The sequence below is a fragment of the Zobellia uliginosa genome (assembly GCF_900156625.1).
GTDB classification, from domain to species: Bacteria; Bacteroidota; Bacteroidia; order Flavobacteriales; family Flavobacteriaceae; genus Zobellia; species Zobellia uliginosa.
Genome location: NZ_FTOB01000002.1, coordinates 715,806 through 733,354 on the forward strand (window position 1 = coordinate 715,806; position 17,549 = coordinate 733,354).

General features: G+C 42.6%; 16 protein-coding genes. 11 read left to right on the forward strand and 5 right to left on the reverse strand.

Annotated features, from left to right (window positions below):
• The first annotated feature begins 14 nt into the window (after positions 1–14).
• Complete coding sequence (locus BW980_RS07480) at positions 15–965, forward strand: phosphoribosylaminoimidazolesuccinocarboxamide synthase (RefSeq protein WP_076454297.1); 951 nt, start codon at positions 15–17, stop codon at positions 963–965.
• A 4-nt stretch (positions 966–969) separates the two neighbouring features.
• On the opposite strand, the gene BW980_RS07485 is transcribed toward BW980_RS07480, so the two are convergent.
• Positions 970–1,626 carry a 3'-5' exonuclease gene (locus BW980_RS07485; protein ID WP_083690407.1) on the reverse strand — a complete coding sequence of 219 codons (657 nt, stop codon included), beginning with the start codon at positions 1,624–1,626 and terminating at the stop codon, positions 970–972.
• Entirely contained in the window at positions 1,626–3,551 is a 1,926-nt protein-coding gene (locus tag BW980_RS07490; RefSeq protein WP_076454299.1) for a DUF294 nucleotidyltransferase-like domain-containing protein, read from the reverse strand. Before BW980_RS07490 ends, BW980_RS07485 begins: the two co-directional genes overlap by 1 nt.
• Before the next feature lie 190 nt (positions 3,552–3,741).
• On the opposite strand from BW980_RS07490, the gene BW980_RS07495 reads away from it, so the two are divergent.
• The 7 genes from BW980_RS07495 to BW980_RS07525 all read left to right on the forward strand — a co-directional run bounded on the left by BW980_RS07495 (position 3,742) and on the right by BW980_RS07525 (position 14,274).
• Positions 3,742–5,961: an FUSC family protein gene (locus BW980_RS07495; RefSeq protein WP_076454301.1), complete on the forward strand. Its 2,220-nt coding sequence runs from the start codon at positions 3,742–3,744 to the stop codon at positions 5,959–5,961.
• 123 nt (positions 5,962–6,084) lie between these two features.
• Complete coding sequence (locus tag BW980_RS07500) at positions 6,085–6,519, forward strand: Hsp20/alpha crystallin family protein (RefSeq protein ID WP_076454303.1); 435 nt, start codon at positions 6,085–6,087, stop codon at positions 6,517–6,519.
• 262 nt (positions 6,520–6,781) lie between these two features.
• Positions 6,782–7,375 (forward strand): DUF6134 family protein, encoded by a 594-nt coding sequence (locus tag BW980_RS07505; protein WP_245799991.1) that lies wholly within the window; start codon positions 6,782–6,784, stop codon positions 7,373–7,375.
• Positions 7,376–7,426: 51 nt separating this feature from the next.
• Positions 7,427–8,863, forward strand: a complete 1,437-nt coding sequence (cls, locus tag BW980_RS07510) for a cardiolipin synthase (RefSeq protein WP_076454305.1) — start codon at positions 7,427–7,429, stop codon at positions 8,861–8,863.
• 70 nt (positions 8,864–8,933) lie between these two features.
• Positions 8,934–9,710 (forward strand): patatin-like phospholipase family protein, encoded by a 777-nt coding sequence (locus tag BW980_RS07515; RefSeq protein WP_076454307.1) that lies wholly within the window; start codon positions 8,934–8,936, stop codon positions 9,708–9,710.
• 240 nt (positions 9,711–9,950) lie between these two features.
• On the forward strand, positions 9,951–13,229 hold the full coding sequence (locus BW980_RS07520; RefSeq protein WP_076454309.1) for a PAS domain S-box protein: 3,279 nt from the start codon (positions 9,951–9,953) through the stop codon (positions 13,227–13,229).
• Positions 13,207–14,274 carry a response regulator gene (locus BW980_RS07525; protein WP_076454311.1) on the forward strand — a complete coding sequence of 356 codons (1,068 nt, stop codon included), beginning with the start codon at positions 13,207–13,209 and terminating at the stop codon, positions 14,272–14,274. The genes BW980_RS07520 and BW980_RS07525 overlap by 23 nt, the downstream gene beginning before the upstream one ends.
• An 18-nt stretch (positions 14,275–14,292) precedes the next feature.
• Here the strand turns inward: BW980_RS07525 and BW980_RS07530 are convergent, their stop codons facing one another.
• Genes BW980_RS07530 through BW980_RS07540 form a run of 3 tightly spaced genes read right to left on the reverse strand, consistent with a single transcriptional unit; the run spans position 14,293 to position 15,206 of the window.
• Positions 14,293–14,523 (reverse strand): DUF6327 family protein, encoded by a 231-nt coding sequence (locus BW980_RS07530; RefSeq protein ID WP_076454313.1) that lies wholly within the window; start codon positions 14,521–14,523, stop codon positions 14,293–14,295.
• A complete protein-coding gene (locus BW980_RS07535) occupies positions 14,520–14,870 on the reverse strand; it encodes a hypothetical protein (RefSeq protein ID WP_076454315.1) in 351 nt (116 codons plus the stop codon). Before BW980_RS07535 ends, BW980_RS07530 begins: the two co-directional genes overlap by 4 nt.
• Positions 14,871–14,876: 6 nt before the next feature.
• Positions 14,877–15,206, reverse strand: coding sequence for a YtxH domain-containing protein (locus BW980_RS07540; protein ID WP_013995176.1), 330 nt, complete (start codon positions 15,204–15,206; stop codon positions 14,877–14,879).
• Positions 15,207–15,367: 161 nt separating this feature from the next.
• Here BW980_RS07540 and BW980_RS07545 point away from each other — a divergent pair, with 161 nt between their 5' ends.
• From BW980_RS07545 to BW980_RS07555, 3 genes are all read left to right on the forward strand, one after another.
• Positions 15,368–15,871: a hypothetical protein gene (locus BW980_RS07545; RefSeq protein WP_076454316.1), complete on the forward strand. Its 504-nt coding sequence runs from the start codon at positions 15,368–15,370 to the stop codon at positions 15,869–15,871.
• A gap of 91 nt (positions 15,872–15,962) precedes the next feature.
• Positions 15,963–16,733 carry a sigma-70 RNA polymerase sigma factor region 4 domain-containing protein gene (locus BW980_RS07550; RefSeq protein WP_076454317.1) on the forward strand — a complete coding sequence of 257 codons (771 nt, stop codon included), beginning with the start codon at positions 15,963–15,965 and terminating at the stop codon, positions 16,731–16,733.
• Positions 16,734–16,818: 85 nt separating this feature from the next.
• Positions 16,819–17,226, forward strand: a complete 408-nt coding sequence (locus BW980_RS07555; protein ID WP_076454319.1) for a hypothetical protein — start codon at positions 16,819–16,821, stop codon at positions 17,224–17,226.
• Positions 17,227–17,549 lie beyond the last annotated feature (323 nt).

A 17,549-nucleotide genomic window follows, 5' to 3' on the forward strand; every position in this document is an offset into this window, starting at 1 on the left:
ATTACCCGCATAGAATGAGCAGTACCATTACAGATACGAATTTTGAATTTCCTGGCCAGAAAAGTGTTTACAAGGGCAAGGTGCGTGAAGTATATGAACTTGAAAATGGAATTTTGGTGATGGTTGCCACCGATCGCCTATCGGCCTTTGATGTGGTGATGCCCAAAGGTATTCCTTATAAAGGGCAGATCTTGAATCAGATCGCCACTAAAATGATGGATGCCACCAAGGATATCGTCCCCAATTGGCTAATGGCTACGCCAGACCCCAATGTAGCGGTGGGGCACGCCTGTGAACCTTTCAAGGTGGAAATGGTCATTAGGGGCTATCTTTCAGGGCACGCGGCACGTGAATACAAAGCAGGTAAGCGTATGTTGTGCGGTGTGGCCATGCCAGAGGGAATGAGGGAAAACGATAAATTCCCCCATCCCATTATTACCCCGGCTACCAAGGCTGAAATGGGAGATCACGATGAGGATATTTCAAAAGAGGATATTTTAAAAAGAGGTATCGTTGCTAAGGAGGATTATGAAGTTTTAGAGCAATATACACAAGCCCTTTTTGAAAGGGGCACCCAAATTGCGGCCGAAAGAGGACTCATACTGGTAGATACCAAATACGAATTCGGAAAGACCAGTGACGGTAAGATTGTTTTGATAGACGAAATCCATACGCCCGATTCTTCGCGCTATTTCTATGCCGACACCTATGCGGAATTGCAGGACAAAGGTGCGCCCCAAAAACAATTGTCGAAGGAGTTCGTTCGCCAATGGCTTATAGAAAACGGCTTTCAAGGTCTTGAAGGGCAAACCTTGCCCGAAATGACGGATGAGTATATAGAAACGGTTTCCGAACGCTACATAGAACTGTACGAAAACATAACGGGCGAAGCTTTTCAAAAAGCCGATATATCGGATATCCAAACCCGTATTGAAAAAAACGTATTGGCTTATTTAAAGGCTTAAAACGCTATTTCAGTAGTTTTTTAACCGAGAAATTTTTCTTTGTTTTTAATTTTTGCATAATTTTCATAAAGGCAATGGCGGTAATGTAGGCATCGCCTAGTGCCGTATGCCGGTCTTTTTTGGAGATATCGAATTTTTCGGCCAGCTCATCGAGTGAATATTGGGGCTTGACCGGTAACAGTGGCGATTGGATCAGGGTTCGCTTGTAAAGGACGGAAGTATCGAGAAACTTATTTTTTAGGTCGGGCATCCCGTGCCGGTTGAGAGCCTTGTTGATCATGGTTCGGTCGAAGCCGGCATGATGGGCCACAAGAACCGAATTGCCGATATAATCTAAAAATTGGATCAGGGCATCCAACTCCGTAATACGCTCCTTGGGCTCTTCCTGTAAAATACCGTGTATCTGAATGTTCTTGGCGTGATAGAAGTGCTGGTACAGATAGACCTCAAGGCTTTGGTTTACATTGATATGGTTGTTCTGAAGGCTTAGGGCGCCAATAGATAATATACGGTCGGTTTCGTAATCAAATCCCGTAGTTTCGGTATCGAGTACCACAAATCGGATCTTTGAGAGGTCGTTCTCCGGTTTGGCGTTGAACCGCTCTAAGTAATCCATCCAAAAATCGGGATAGTTCTTTTTTCGTTTTTTAAACAGGTTCATTAGCCCAATAGGTTTGTCACTTTAAAGCGTATTTTTAAAAGCTCCTGAAGGTCTTTAATGGTCTTAAAGCATCGCTTCAACTTGATTTTTTCTTCTTTGGTCAATTTGTTAAGCGCTATAAAACGCCCCGAGTCATTGTGCAAGAGACCATGTCTCGTCCTGAATTTCAAAAGGGCTTTTGTTGCGTACGAACAGGCCATGAACAATTCTTCGTTGTTGGGTTCCAGTTCGGCCAATTTTTCAAATCGCTCCGCCGTATTATTGATCGACTTCACCTTATGGGATAGGGTCAACACACGTGCACCATCGATCAAGGGCATCAAGGCCCTTCGTTTTACATCGAAAAAGTCTTTGTACTCACCATCTTCCTCTACCAGGAAACTTCTGAAAAAGCCACTAGGGGAAGGACTCTGCAATGCGCCACTGGCCAAGTGTAAAAAGAAGTTCGGGAATTTTTCCGTCGTATCGAATATGTGGGCACTAAGCTCGCTTACCAAATCGGGATCTCCGTACGATAGGTTGTAATCAAAAAATATGGAAGACAACAAGACTTGATCCGGACCGGGATTGGTGATCCAATGGTAAATACGCTCCTTCCATTCCGAAATACTTGAACACCACTCGGGGTTGGAAGCCATCATTTCGGCCGGGCAATACTCATATCCTATACTAAAAAGACCTTTTGTAACAATTTTGGAGAGATTCAAAAAATAGGCCCGGGTCGACCTTAATAAATAATCGGGCACGTCTTCAAAGACCAGGGCGTTATCTTGATCCGTATGCAGCAATTGTTCGCTGCGCCCTTGACTGCCCATGGCCAACCAAGCAAATTTGACCGGAGGGGGACCCTCCATTTTATCAAGCGCGATTTTGATGATCTGTTTGATACAGGCGTCGTTAAGCTCCGATATGATTTTCGAGGTCAGGGTCAAGGGGATGTTCTGGTCGAGATATCCCTGAAGAAGGTTCATGATCTGTCGGCGTACGGCCTTTAGCTTTTTGAAACCATTGGCACGTTTGATGGCCTTGATCAATACCGCAGGGTTGTTGCCCAACTCGAACATGATATCGTGCTTGCTTATGATACCTACGGCTTCTGTATTCGTTGTACCATCCAAGGTTAGGCATAGATGGCTGATGTTACTCTTCATCATGGCCATCTGGGCCTGGGTCACGGTCATTTTTTTGGGATAGGTAATGACGGGAGAGCTCATAATACTTTTGGCCCTTGAAGTGATAGGAAAGAGTCCCGTTGCAATTTTATTCCTAATGTCCTTATCGGTTATGATCCCCACCGGAAGCTTTTCTTTTAAGACCAACATGGCCCCGACTTTTTTTTCGGTCATGGTAGAGGCAATGGTCTTGATCATGGTATTTTCGGTGCAGGTGACCAGCTTTTTTGAATAGTGGACGCACTGCAGGTCTAAAAGTTGATTGTCGCCTACCTTAGCATTTTCCGACGATTCAGAGGCTCCGTAAAGTTTGCCCCTGTGGCTCTTTGAATAGGGATTTCTGGTATTTGACGCAAAGCTTTCGATAAGAAAGGTGCCTACTTCGTCGTACTTTTTTATGATCGGTTTGAAATCCACTATCGGAATGGCGTAAAGAATGGTCTCTTCATAGGCCTTGGCCCCGATCTTATAATTTTCATTGGCGATAAGGGGCCTCAGTCCGAAGATATCACCCTCATCGCACAGGTCTACAACCTCGTCATTGGGTTCTTTGGTAAGTATGACCGCCCCTTTGTGTACGACATAAAAATACTTGTGCGCTTCTTCATCGATGGCGAAAATAGCCTCTCCCTTTACTTTGTAGACAATGCTTATTTCTTCCGATAGGCTTTCTATTTCTTTGATGTCTATTTCATTGAAAGGCGGGTAGTTCTTTAAAAAATCGGCTACCCTTGCCGAAATCGTGTTCTTCATGCGGCTAATTTAGAGCTAAAGTTAGGTCAGGATTTGCATTAAACAAAGTAAAACCGACTAAAGAAACGCCTGGCAATTATCTTTGGCCCCTCCTTGGCGTTCTAGGGAAAGATTCGGAAAAGAAGCTTCCGCAGTTGATGTGAAGCCCTGTTTATAACTTATCTTTGCCATTGTAAAGGGCCGTTTTAGTATGTTGAACAATACCATAGCAGTAAACTTTAGGGAACTCTTACAGTTTTTGAAAAGCACCGATTTTTCAAAGGCCATACTAGTAGGGCTTGCCGTTACCGTACCTATTTTATTGGGACTCTATTTTGATCAGCTCGAGATTGGGCTGGCACTTTGTTTTGGGGCCTTTTGGAGCTCGCCCAGTGATGTCAGTGGTAGTTATAGGCATAAAAAGATTGGAATCCTTTGCTCTGCCGCACTAGTGGTTGTCGTTAGTTTTATTGGGGGCTATCTCGATTTGCCCCTGTTTGTCTTGATTCCCGTTTTAGGGCTGTTGACCTTTTCCATAGCCTACCTTTCCGTCTTTGGTTTCCGTGCCTCTTTGATCAGTTTTTCGGGGCTTTTGGCCTTGGTGTTGAGTTTTGCCCACCAACTTCAAAACTTAGAGGTATATCAATATGCGCTTTTTGTTGGTTTGGGCGGTCTGTGGTATTTATTTTTGGCCGTAGTTTGGCACCGTATCAACCCCACTGGGGAAGTTGAAGAGGTGTTTACGGATACCTATCTCTTAACATCAAAATTCTTGCATATCCGAGGGCGCTTGATCGAATCGAATACCGACCGAGATGACTTACTGCCCGAATTACAGAAAATACAGGTACAACTCACCGAGAACCACGATAGCTTACGCGAGATGCTTATCGTCTCGCGAAAAAGTTCGGGACAATCCATGTACAACGGAAAACGCTTGTTGGTACTTACCCAGTTGGTGGAGATGCTGGAAACGGCCATTTCCAATCCCGTCAATTATGCCAAGATGGATGATATTTTTTCAAGGCATCCAGGGTATATGGAAATGTTTCAAAGGCTTATGTTCCGAATTTCCGACCAATTGGAGAAAATCGGCTATGCCGGTAGTGATAGGAGGAAGTTACCGAACAATAGGGAGTTGAAAGAGTGTGTCGCGAGAATCAAGGAAGAGATTACCAAATTAAGGTCCATACCAAAGAACGAAAACTTGGAAGGCTTCTTAATGCTTCAAAATCTTTTTGAATATCAGGAAAAACAGGTGGAAATCCTTAGGAAGATCAAATGGCTGCTCGATGATCCCAAACCTGAGGAACTAGAATTAATTGACGAGGAATACGCCCGTAAATTTGTAGCCTTACCCGATTATGACCCCAAGGTACTGGTTCAGAACTTTAGTTTTGCCTCGCCTATATTCAAGCATGCGTTACGCTTGGCGGTCACCGTGATGATCGGTTATGGGGTGGGTACGATTTTTGAGTTTCAGAACCCCTATTGGATCTTGTTGACCATCATCATTATCCTTCGTCCGAGTTATGGCCTTACCAAGGCCCGTTCAAAAGACAGGATCATCGGAACCCTTATCGGTGGGGCCATTGCATTCATTATCGTTTCCCTTGTACAGAATACCTATGTTTTTGCCGTATTGGGCATTGCTTCCTTGGTAGCGGCATTTTCTATGCTACAGCGAAATTACAAAACGGCGGCTACCTTTATCACCTTGAGCGTCATATTCATATACGGTATTTTAAGGCCCGATATTTTGACCGTCATTCAATTTAGGGTCCTCGATACGGTAGTGGGCGCGGCACTATCCTTTTTAGCCACCTTATGGCTTTGGCCTACGTGGGGCTTTCTGAACATCGGTAAGAATTTTGAGGATAGTTTACGGGCCCATAAGAACTTTTTAATTGAAATAGGCCGTTTTTACAGTGCGAAGGAAAATACGGTCGCCCCGCTTCGCATTACCCGAAAGAAGGCTTTTGTAGAAACCTCTAACCTGAGTTCGGCCTTCCAACAAATGGTTCAAGAACCTAGGTCAAAGCAGAGGAACATAGACGAGGTGTATGAGTTTGTGGCACTTAGCCATGCTTTTTTGGCTTCCTTGGCCTCATTAAGCTCTTACATCCAGAACCACAGTACTACTGAGGCTTCCGAAGGTTTTAAATCGGCCATAGCCCAAATAGGTGAGAATATGGATCGGGCCATACATGCCTTGGCCCAAGAGGGAGAAAATGCCGATTTTTCAATCACAAACCTCGAACGTTCATTTGAGGACAATCGTTCTAGGTTCGATACGATGGCCTGGGATTTCGAAAATGCCGTAAAAACCGGTAAGGTGAGAAATTTGCAGGAAGCCTATCTCATACTCGAACAGCTGCGTTGGCTCTTTTCCCTCAGTGCTAAAATGCTAAAATTGAGTTCAAAGATCTAGTTTTTTCAAAGACCTCTTATTTTTTTTGTTAAAATCCTACATCCTGACCTAGGTCATTCTTTTGGCTGTGCTTCCATTATACTTTAGCCGTACGTTAATTGTTTAACTAAAAAAGTTGAGATTATGTCACTAATGAAATTTAACAAAAGACCTTGGGGAAATCTTGTAAGTAATGATTTTTTCAACAACGACGATTTTTTTAATGGAGGTTCTTGGTTGGGAAAACTGGAAGAGCCGGCCATGAACGTTAAGGAAAACGACGATAATTTTGAAATTGAACTTGCGGCACCTGGTTATGACAAGAAAGATTTCAATGTGAGCATCGATAACGGATGCCTGAACATTTCGGCGGAAAATTCCAATGTTAAAAAAGAAGAGGAAGACAACTATAGCCGCAAGGAGTTTAGTTATTCCTCTTTTCAAAAATCACTCCGATTACCTGAAAGCGTAGCTGACGATAAAATAAAGGCGAGCTACAAAGATGGCCTTCTCAAATTCAAAATTGCCAAAAAGGAAGAGGCTAAAAAACACAGTCCGAAAACTGTAGAGATATCATAAGAAACACTAATCGTTAGAACAGCCTTCTTATCGAAACCTGTATGCGTCCATGTAGGTAGGTTAGATTTGAGGGCTTTCTTTTTTGTGATAATTCTTCTTCTCGGGTTTGGCGATAAGCCCTCCGGTATTCGATATGTAACTGTCTTTTACCAATTTTTATGTCCCCAAAAAACTTCACGTTCTTTTATGATACAGGTCAGGGAGAGACCGTAAATAATTACGGTAATTTGTATTTGTGCAAATGCTCTTCCATATATTTATTATGATGTTCAAATATGTAATCGGACTTATTTTTTGTATTGGTGTTATGGGCGATAGCCTTGTTCCCGATACGGTACTGCAATACGACATCTTAATGAGAAACAAGCTTATAGGTAGTTTAGAGGTAAGCCGAAAGACTGTAGGCACGGTGACTACTTATCAGAGTTTTACCCGTATCAAAACCAAACTATTGACACCGATAGCGGTAGATTATAAGTATGTGGTAAGCTTTGACAATGAGCTCCTTCAAAGGGCCAATGTCAATATTTGGGTCAACGATAGGCCCCACGCGGAGACCAGCACCTCGTGGAAAAATAATCAGTATCGTATCGTAAAGAACAAAAAGGAAAGTAACTTGGAAGATTCTATCGACTATACCACTATATTGCTGTACTTTAAGGAGCCGAAGCATATCGATTATTGTTACTCCGAACAAGATGGTACTATGAATACCATAGTGGCCCTAGGAAACCATAGCTACAAGAAAATCAATGCGAATGGCAAGGAAAACTTATACTTTTATAAAAAGGGTGTTTTGCATCATGCTACTATTGATGGCGGAGTGGTAAGTTTCGAAATGCGCATCAGTGAGTAAGTTCTCAAGATAAGATGATTTGTTTGCATTGGATAAAATAACATTTAGAATATGACCATCGCACTTATCGTTTACTTTTCGTTGGCCCTGTTCTTGGTAGGTCGGTTATTGCTTTATGGTATACGCCCCACAAAGACCCTAGCTTGGCTTTTGGCCATCTTTACCATACCGGTCGGAGGTATGTTGTTCTACTTCGTTCTGGGACGTAACAGAAGAAAAAATAAGTTTTACCGCCTTAAAAAGACCGAAGAGATCTCGGCATACCTAAAAACGGTCGAGGCCTATTGCGATGATATAGATCGAAATAATGGGGAAAACGTGCCCGAACCGATAAAAGGCCACCTCAAATTGGTAAAACTTATCGCTAAAAACTCCAACTTTTTACCCAGTTTAGGCAATGAGCTGACCCCCCTAAAGGATGGACCGGCAACCTTTGAGGCTATTTTTCAGGCTATGGAAGGAGCCGAAAAGTTTATACATGTTCAATATTATATTTTTGAGGAAGGCATATTGGGCGATAGGTTTCTGTCCCTTTGGCAACGAAAAATAAAGGAAGGTGTTGAAATCCGTTTCCTATACGACGGTTTGGGAAGCAATACCTTAAGCAAGGCCTATGTCAACCAACTCAGGGAAGCTGGGGTGGAGGTCTTTAGTTTTTTGCCCATTCGGTTCAAAAGGCTACTCTCGTCCATTAATTACAGAAACCATAGGAAGATAGTCGTGGTTGATGGGCATACGGCCTTTACGGGCGGTGTCAACGTATCGGACAAGTACATTAAAGGTGACTCGGTATTAGGTACTTGGCACGATATGCATTTGCGACTTAGGGGACCTGTAGTCAATAGCCTTCAGGCAGTATTTGCCATGGACTGGAGTTTTGCCAGTGGAAAGGATGATATGCTGACATTGTCGTATTTTTCAACCATACCCAAAATCGGAAATTCTATTGTACAGACCGTTTCAAGCGGCCCTGATTCCGATTTTCCGTCGGTACATCAACTGTATTTTTCATTGATCAACGGTGCCAAAAAGTATATCTACATCGTAAACCCCTATATTATTCCGGGAGAAGCCCTTATGGAAGCTTTACAGGTAGCCGCTCTGGGCGGGGTCGATGTTAGGATTTTGCTTTCTTCCAACTCCGATAGTTTTTTGGTCAGATGGGGCGTACGCTCGTATTTTGAAAACTTTTTGGAAGCTGGGGTTAGAATTTATCAATATCCTGATGGCTTCTTGCACAGTAAACTCATGTTTACCGACGATGAACTGACGACCATTGGTACCGCCAACCTTGATGTAAGGAGTTTTGAACAAAATTATGAGGTCAATGTTTTGGCCTATGATAAAGAACTTACAAAGCAGTTGAAACGTGATTTTTTAAATGATTGCAAAATTAGCCGTGAATTAGATTATAAGGAATTTACACAGCGACCCAAGTCCGAGCGTTTTAAAGAAGGACTCGCAAAAGTGTTTAGTCCCGTCTTGTAGTATCACCTATGACTTGCATCATTTTCAGGCACGGGTGTAGTTCGTAAATTCGCATAATTATCATATAGCAATGAATATAGGTCTTGTACTTTCAGGAGGAGGAATTAGGGGAGTGGCGCATATTGGCGCTATAAAGGCTTTGGAAGAGCACGGGATTTTCCCGACACATATATCGGGTACCAGTGCCGGAGCCATAGTGGGGGCACTCTATGCAGGAGGCGTCGGTTGGGCCGAAATATTACATTTTTTTAAAACCATCCCCCTTTTTCGTACACAGAAGTACGCCCGTAGCAAACCGGGTTTTTTAGATACGGAAAAGTACTATGATAATTTCAAGGAGTTTTTCCCTAAGGACGATTTTAGTGTATTAAAGAAACCGCTCTACGTAACCGGTACCGATATCATAAAGGGTACGCTCAAAATATTTCATAAAGGGCAACTCATTCGACCGGTATTGGCCTCGGCTTCCTTTCCGGGTATGTTTACCCCTACCAAAATAGGCGACGCTTATTATATTGACGGAGGGGTTCTCAATAATTTCCCCATTGAACCGCTAAAAAATAAGTGCGATAAAATTATCGGGGTTTATGTCAATCCACTCAAAAAAATAAGAATGGAAGATCTAAAACATTCTTATACCGTGGTGGAGCGGGCCTATAAATTAAAGTCCGCTTCCGAATCCATGCTAAAATTCCCGGAATTCGATATGATTATCTCCCCTGAACGCCTTTCTGCTTTCGGCACTTTCGATATGAATAGCATCGATGCCATATTTGACTTAGGTTATCGGGCCGCTAAAGAAAATCTTGAAGAAAACGACGCAGCATTGCAGTTTATAGTAGAATAGTATAGTAAATAATGACGGTTAAAACAGAAATCATGACAAAGGTCATGTTTCGGTAACCAAGACCATTATACATTTGCTAAAACCATACATGGACGCTTTTCACCTCTATAATATTCGGTGGCCTATTACGCCCCACTATTCGGAGTTGGTCTAGGTATGCATATTTACAGGCCTAGTATTGCAACGTGGCCTTGCCTTTTTGTAATTTAGTTTGAAAATAAGGCTTCTAGACTGTACCCAATGGTAGAAAAATTCAAAGACAATGACCTTTTCAAAGGAATATTTGAATCTTCGGTAGAAGGTATTATGGTGGTGGACTATAGGGGGCGCATTTTTAAGGCCAACCCTTCAGTCGAAAAAATGTTCGGTTATGCACCGGGTGAATTGGTGCATAAAACGGTAGAAGATCTTGTGCCGGACCGATACGGAAAATCTCATCAAAACCACAGAAAAAACTTTTCCAAAAAACCTATATCTCGACCTATGGGGAAAGGGGGAAATCTATGGGGCCTGAGAAAAGACGGCTCACAGTTTCCCGTGGAAATCAGTTTGAGTCCTACCCAAATCAACGATGAAAACCTTGTGGTAGCCTTTATTATAGATATAACCGATCGTTTATTGGCCGAAAAAAAGGCCGCCGTCAGTGCCGATAAAATGAACGAGGCACAAAGTTTGGCCCATATCGGTAGCTGGGTATGGAACCTGAGGACCAATGAAAGAAACTGGTCGGACGAATTTTATAGAATATGCGGCCTGCCTCCTGGTGATAGGCGATTGAACGCCGATACGGCCTTAGAGTATATCCATCCCGACGACCGTCAAAATACCCTAGATGGTATTGCATATGCCATTGAAAACAGTACTTCCTATTCTAATTATAAACGTTTTGTTAGAAGCGATGGTACTGTACGATATATTACGGAAAAGGGTAAGGCCACATATGATAATGACGGCAAGCCCTTGGAGTGGTTCGGCACCATACAAGACGTCACGGAACAGAAGGCAACCGAACAGGAACTCGAAGAAAATCTGGCCAAGAATAAAGCTTTGTTAGAGGCTTTGCCCGATATGATGTTCATATTGGACCACCACGGAAAATTTCTCGATTGTTATGCCCCTAAACCTGAAAAATTGTTTGCTCCCGCCAATAGTTTTATAGGAGGCTATATAAATGACATGCTACCTTCCCATATACGCGAGGTGGTCCGCCATGGGGTCGATAAAGCTATAAGAACCAAGGAAATACAACTTGTAGAGTACAATTTTGACGGGGAGAAGGGGAGGCAGTTTTATGAGGGCCGTATTGTCCCTATGGATAAAAACCGCCTGCTGACCATTGTCCGTGATATTACGAACGAAAGGGCCATAGAGAATATTTTGTATGTGCGCAATCAGGCTTTGGCGGCAACGGCCAACGGTATTATTATTTGCGATGCCCAAGAGCCCGACCACCCCATTATCTATGCCAATGAGGCCTTTTGTAAGACCACGGGATACGATGAAGACGATTTTATGGGGAAGAATTGTCGCTTCTTACAGCGTGAAGACAAGGATCAGTCGGAAATCAAATTAATGTCCGAGGCGATTAAAAAAGGAGAGAATTGCCGTGTGGTATTGCGGAACTATAGAAAAGATGGTTCCTTGTTTTGGAACGAGGTCAGCATTACGCCCATATACAATGAAGAAAAGGTACTGACCCATTTTGTAGGGGTGCACAACGATGTTACGGCCCATAAGGTAGAAGAGTTCTTTAAGATCGGTCAATCGCATGTTATGGAAATGATCATTCAACATGAACCCTTGGAACACATTGCCAATAAAATTGTAGAGACCATTGAGACCGCCATTCCCAATTGCCAGGGATCTATTCTATTATTGGATAAGGAAACGGGCAGTTTACGGCAATTGGCGGCACCAAACGTACCAAAAAGCTTTACAGATGCCATTGAGGGAATACAAATAGGGGCGGAAAATGGATCTTGTGGAGCGGCAGCCTATTTGAAAAAAGAGATTATTGTTTCCGATACCTCTAGTAATCCGCTTTGGAAGGCGTTTAAGGAAGCGGCAGAGGAGGCCAATCTTAAGGCGTGTTGGTCCTTTCCTATATTTTCGTCTAACCAGGAATTGCTGGGCACCTTTGCCATTTATTTCAATGTTTCGAGAATACCGCTCGATACCGAAAAGGAAATTATTTATAATATCACCCAAGCCACAAGTGTGGCCATTGAGCAGCACAATATTAGTGCGGCACTACGGAAGAGTAGGGAAGAACTGGCCGTCTATGCCGAAGCACTCGAAAACAAGGTAGCCGAGCGCACCGTTGAATTAAAGGATATGGTGCGGAAGTTGGTGGAATCGAATATGAATCTCGAAGATCAAATCCAGATTACCAAAAACGCAGAAAATAGCGCTATTGCCAGTCAGGAGTTGTTGGTCACCATTTTCAAAAATTTTCCCAGGGGCTTTGTGGGGGTGGTAGATATGCATTTACGTGTTGTGTTCATAGAGGGCGAAGATCTTGATACCCTAAATTTCAGGAAGGCCATACACGTAGGGGATACCATTGACGAGTTAAGTAATGTTCCCGTAGAACTTAAGAAAAAGGTGAAGCAAAACGTGCTAAAGACCTTGAAAGGCGAACATTGTTCCTTTGAGGCGAAAGTACAAGGCAAATCATATTTGGTCAATACCACACCTTTGTTCAACGAGGAGCATGAGGTGGTTCAGGCCTTGATCGTCTACAATAACATTTCCGACCAAAAACGGGTAGAGGTCGAGATTCGCAATACGCTGCAAAAAGAAAAGGAACTCAACGAGCTGAAATCGAGATTCATTTCAATGGCTTCCCATGAATTCAGAACTCCCTTAAGTGCTATTTTATCGGCAACCAACCTTATTGAAAGGCGAAATGGCGACGGTCAGGAAGAAAAGCGAACAAAGTATATTCAAACCATAAAGGGCAGTGTAAAAAACTTAGTCGACATACTGAACGATTTCCTATCTTTAAGTAAATTGGAAGAAGGCAAGGTAGTGGCCCAGCCTACCTTGTTCGATTTCGTTGAGTTTATAGAGGCATTGGTAGAAGAGGTCCAGGGTGTGAAAAAGAACGGCCAGACCATAGATGTCATCAACAGCCGTTCCCGTATAGAGGTTGGGCTAGACACAAAATTACTAAGACATATTGTACATAATTTATTGTCTAACGCCATAAAATATTCTGATGAACACAAGCCTATTACGCTAAAAATCACCACCAAGGACAGCAGGCTCTTTATTGAGGTTACGGATCGGGGTATCGGAATACCGGCTGAAGATCAAGATTACCTGTTCCAGCGTTTTTATCGGGCAAAAAATGCCACCAATTTTCAAGGCACGGGATTAGGTTTGAATATCGTAAGGCAATACACCCTTTTAATGAACGGCACTATCAGCTTTCGTAGCCAGCTAGGCCAAGGCACCACTTTTATCGTAGAACTCCCCATAAATCTTTTGACAAATGAAGAAAATACTACTTATTGAAGACAATTACGATGTACGTGACATGACTGCGGAAATTCTGGAACTTGAAAATTACCAGGTAGCCACAGCCGAAAACGGCAAGATCGGTATTGAAAAGGCACGGACCTTTGCCCCCGACCTTATTCTGTGCGATATAATGATGCCCGAAGTAGATGGTTATGGTGTTTTTGAAGAACTAAGCCAAGACCAAAAAACGGCCTGCATCCCCTTTATCTTTTTAACGGCCAAGTCGGAAAAATCCGATTTGCGGAAGGGAATGGCCATGGGGGCCGATGATTACTTGACCAAACCTTTTGAGGCAATAGATTTGATCGAAGCCATAGAGGCACGGCTCAAGAAGAATTCCTTTTTGCGCAAAGAGTTTTCCAGAAATGTTCAAGGGATCAACGACTTTATAAAGGAGGCCTCAAAATATCAAAACCTAAAAGATCTTTCCGCAGACCGTAGTTTGACCCGGTATAGGCCTAAAGAAGCGATTTTTTCAGAGGGGAGCATGGCCCATAACCTTTATTTTATACAAAGCGGGGAGGTTAAAACATACAAGCACAACGAAAACGGAAAAGAGTATGTGACCGGCATGTTCAGTGCGGGCGATTTTATCGGTCAACTTTGTATCTTGGGCAGTTTGGGTATGTATACGGAAACGGCGGTGGCCCTTAGCCACTGTGAAATATGCAGTATTCCCAAGAAAGATTTTACCCAACTATTGTTCAACAATAAAGAGGTTTCGCATAAGTTCATCGGTATGATTTCGAACAATGTCATTCATATGCAAAACCAATTGATGGGCCTGGCCTTCGATTCGGTACGTAAAAGAGCCGCTACCGCTTTATTGGAGCTGTACGATAAAGGGCTTATCAAAGATGATGATATGGGTATCAGTATCTCTAGGGAAGATTTCGCGGGCTTGATCGGTACGGCGACGGAGACGGCCATACGGGTGCTATCAAGCTTTAAGGATAAGGGATTGATCCAATTGGGCGAATCGCGTAGAATTATACTCGCGGATAAAAAACAATTGCAGCAAGTAGCCGACTTTGGCTAATGGCCCTGCTAGCTAGGGCTATGCTTTCCGGCCTAGGCGGCGTAACCATTCGAGTCCCTTGCTCAGGGCGAAATCGATTAACGACCGTTTAATGTCAAAGCTCGCGGCTTGTATCATTTGCTTTGGCTCGAGATGGTCTTTTGTGGTTTTTAGGTCTAGTTTCAGGCTTTCCTTGGCAATTTCACGCTGAAGCCGTAAAATTTTCAGGTCATGGTCTATTTCCAAAAACGAAGTGTATTTTTTTGTCATGGCCGATCGAAATAATGTTTCGAGAATTTTTGTAGCAATGGCCGTTGCAATACCCTTCTGAAAAAATAAAAGATAAGGGCCACTACAATATAAAAGGCACCCACGATCAAAAAGCCCGAATAGAAACTTTCCATAGCCTCATTAAGGGCAAGGGAGATACCCAAGGATATCATGGACAGGGCCAAAAATAGTACGGCCCCTATGATTAAAGATTGGGCCAGGGTCGTAACCGAAGCCATAAGTACCTTAAAGAGCTTGAGCTTGTAATATTCTTCGCTGGTTTCGAGATAAGACCTCATATCCGCATCTACGTCAACGAGGTCTTTTTTCAATGTTTCAAATGCCATATCGCATTATTTGTGTAGTTGGGCGTTTTTCTTCTTAAGGTCTTCCAGCTTGCGTTCTAAAGTAGAAATGATGTCATCGGCCTTGTAACTCATATTGCTAATGGTCTCATCTAATTTTTGCTCGAACTCTTCTTTCTTTTCGTTGGCCGTTTTGGTCAGTTCGTCTTTGGCATGTGCCATTCGTTCGGTTAGGTCGTGTTTGGCATCTAAAGCCTTGTCTTTGATTTTATGCCTTGTTTCAACTCCTTTGTCGGGGGCATAAAGTATTCCTATGCCCGCACCGATTGCTGCTCCTGTCAATAAAGCGAGAAGAATATTTCCACTATCGTTTGCCATGATTTTAGTTTTTAATTAGTATCAATTGTGAATGGTAAAATTAGTCAGGTAAAATTTTTGGCCATATGACCTAGGTCAGGCATATAGAAAATATCTACTTGTACTTTAGCAAAGGAGAATGCTCCGAGTTTATGACCATGCGGTCTCTAATTTAAAAGAATATGCACGTCCCGAAAACAGAACAAAAACAGGTTTTTCTAAAACCGTACGACCAAATTTCAGATTTGGAAAAGGCCTTAAAAGTGGTCGGTCAGATGGATTTTGATAACATTGTAATATCGGTAATCGGTAATCTACGAGATGACTATACGGACAATTCGAAAGAATTGACGTTCAAAGAAACGCAATTGAGACATTTTTTTATGGAACTTCTAGGGGAGGATACCGCCTTCAACACCTTCTATAACCCCGAATTGGGGCGTTTGTTCGTTGCGGGTTTTTTGGTTTCTACCTTTCTTGACCCCGTGGGTAGCCGCGCGATAGGGGTACTTTCCGGTGGACCTTATGGTATATTAAGGGGACTGGGGGTGAGCGAGGAACAAGCCTTGGCCAGTGTTGAAAAGTTAAATGAAGGGGTGACCCTGTTCGTGGCCAGGGGCCATCGTTTCGACCTTGAAAGATTGGAATTGAAATTGGACACTTCGGTCGATATGGATAAACACTGATACGCTTTATACGTAGCGACTGACCTAGGTCATAGTTTTCTAGCCCATATGGCCGCAATTTTATGGTGTATTCTAATCAAAAACACATAGCATGGACACTCTTGAATATTATGAAAGTAAAAAAGAATTTAACGTATTCGTAGCGAGTACCTTTTCTGATCTTACCCGCTTCAAAGAGCAGAACGACCAAAGCTCGTTCAATAACCTGCTGCTAAAAGATCTTTATCAGGTAAAGCGCTACATTGGCAAAAGGTTGGCCGCGGCCCTGACAAAAGGGAATCTTCCGAAGGGAAAGTATAAAGTAGATGATTTTGTAGATCAACTCTTTATAGAAGCTTATACCAACTTTTATGAAGTGGAGAGCAAAGAACGGTTGCATCCTTGGTTGTTCAAAAAAGCCGATGAGCTTTTGGAAGAGACCATTGTTGATGAGGAGTTTGACGACTACTTCCTGAAGAATATCGATGATTATTCCCGACCTGAATGGGATGCTATGGAGGAAAAGTTCAGTACCGATGGTGACGGTGATTTTGTCATGATCGACGAACTCGACGATATCTCTTACGCTAAGAACGACTACGTTTTGAACCATGTCTTTATTGAAGACAATAATAAGGAACTTATAGCGCAATTAGATAAGGAATTGGGCCAGGAAAATATTAGGAGGCATACTACTATGGTACTGCACAATCTACCATTGCCCATGCGTACCGTATTTGAATTGGCTACGGAGTTTCAATTTTCACCGAATGAAATTGCCATGATCAGAAACCAAAGCTTGGAAGAAGTGAAGCAACTTTTGGAAAATGCAAGAAAGATCCTTGAAGTCAGTTTTTTCAACAGGTATGATGTTAAAAAATAAGCAGGCTTTCTACAATTGAAAAATGTTTAAGACCACCATGGGTTTATTGGTGTCATGAATATAAAACTTTTAAAAGCGTGAGATTATGAAAACACAAACACTGAATCCAAAAACCGAGTTACTTTTAGGGGCAAGTTTAGATGTGCTTCATTTTGAGAGTAGGGAATGGTTGAGCAACATAGCCTTTTATAAGGATGAAGCCCGATTTTTTGCCGATTTGATAGAGAAAGGGAAGACCAAAGATGCCGCAGAAACGGCATACAACCAAATTCTTGAAAATTTAGATGCGGTACATTCCGAATTGTTCGATTACTTGTCCGATGATATCGAAGGGCACGAAAGATTGCTCTCTCGCTTGGAAATGGGAGAAAGCGGTCTGGCCGATGCGGATTATCGGGAAAAGCACCGTCAGCTCAAAAAACGAATGGAAACCTTTACAGACAACTTTCGTGAGTTTAAAAAGATGGTTTTCGGTTATGTGAAAAATCTCTAAGTTTCTAAGCTTACGGGTATAACGTTGTGGGGATGGGGTATCCGTAAGCGAAAGAAACAGTATCCATAGAGTATCGTAACGGGCGCAGTAGCATAAAGAAGTTGCATTATTCTATATAGCTACTTCGTTGTGATAAGAATGGAAAAGGGTTAAAAAATACGATGATGATAGTCTTAAAACTGGGAGAAGCAAAAATGCCGGTTTTAAAATCATAGTTTGGAATTTTTCGCCCCGTAATAAAACAGCCTTTAGTTTTACCATAAAACTAGAGGCTGTTTTTATTCAATAAGCCAGTGCTTTATATGGCATTGGTTCATGGAGCA

Coding starts and splice junctions, on each gene's coding strand:
- BW980_RS07480 (WP_076454297.1), top strand. CDS start 15: ATGAGCAGTACCATTACAGATACGAATTTTGAATTTCCTGGCCAGAAA.
- BW980_RS07485 (WP_083690407.1), bottom strand. CDS start 1,626: ATGAACCTGTTTAAAAAACGAAAAAAGAACTATCCCGATTTTTGGATG.
- BW980_RS07490 (WP_076454299.1), bottom strand. CDS start 3,551: ATGAAGAACACGATTTCGGCAAGGGTAGCCGATTTTTTAAAGAACTAC.
- BW980_RS07495 (WP_076454301.1), top strand. CDS start 3,742: ATGTTGAACAATACCATAGCAGTAAACTTTAGGGAACTCTTACAGTTT.
- BW980_RS07500 (WP_076454303.1), top strand. CDS start 6,085: ATGTCACTAATGAAATTTAACAAAAGACCTTGGGGAAATCTTGTAAGT.
- BW980_RS07505 (WP_245799991.1), top strand. CDS start 6,782: ATGATGTTCAAATATGTAATCGGACTTATTTTTTGTATTGGTGTTATG.
- cls (WP_076454305.1), top strand. CDS start 7,427: ATGACCATCGCACTTATCGTTTACTTTTCGTTGGCCCTGTTCTTGGTA.
- BW980_RS07515 (WP_076454307.1), top strand. CDS start 8,934: ATGAATATAGGTCTTGTACTTTCAGGAGGAGGAATTAGGGGAGTGGCG.
- BW980_RS07520 (WP_076454309.1), top strand. CDS start 9,951: ATGGTAGAAAAATTCAAAGACAATGACCTTTTCAAAGGAATATTTGAA.
- BW980_RS07525 (WP_076454311.1), top strand. CDS start 13,207: ATGAAGAAAATACTACTTATTGAAGACAATTACGATGTACGTGACATG.
- BW980_RS07530 (WP_076454313.1), bottom strand. CDS start 14,523: ATGACAAAAAAATACACTTCGTTTTTGGAAATAGACCATGACCTGAAA.
- BW980_RS07535 (WP_076454315.1), bottom strand. CDS start 14,870: ATGGCATTTGAAACATTGAAAAAAGACCTCGTTGACGTAGATGCGGAT.
- BW980_RS07540 (WP_013995176.1), bottom strand. CDS start 15,206: ATGGCAAACGATAGTGGAAATATTCTTCTCGCTTTATTGACAGGAGCA.
- BW980_RS07545 (WP_076454316.1), top strand. CDS start 15,368: ATGCACGTCCCGAAAACAGAACAAAAACAGGTTTTTCTAAAACCGTAC.
- BW980_RS07550 (WP_076454317.1), top strand. CDS start 15,963: ATGGACACTCTTGAATATTATGAAAGTAAAAAAGAATTTAACGTATTC.
- BW980_RS07555 (WP_076454319.1), top strand. CDS start 16,819: ATGAAAACACAAACACTGAATCCAAAAACCGAGTTACTTTTAGGGGCA.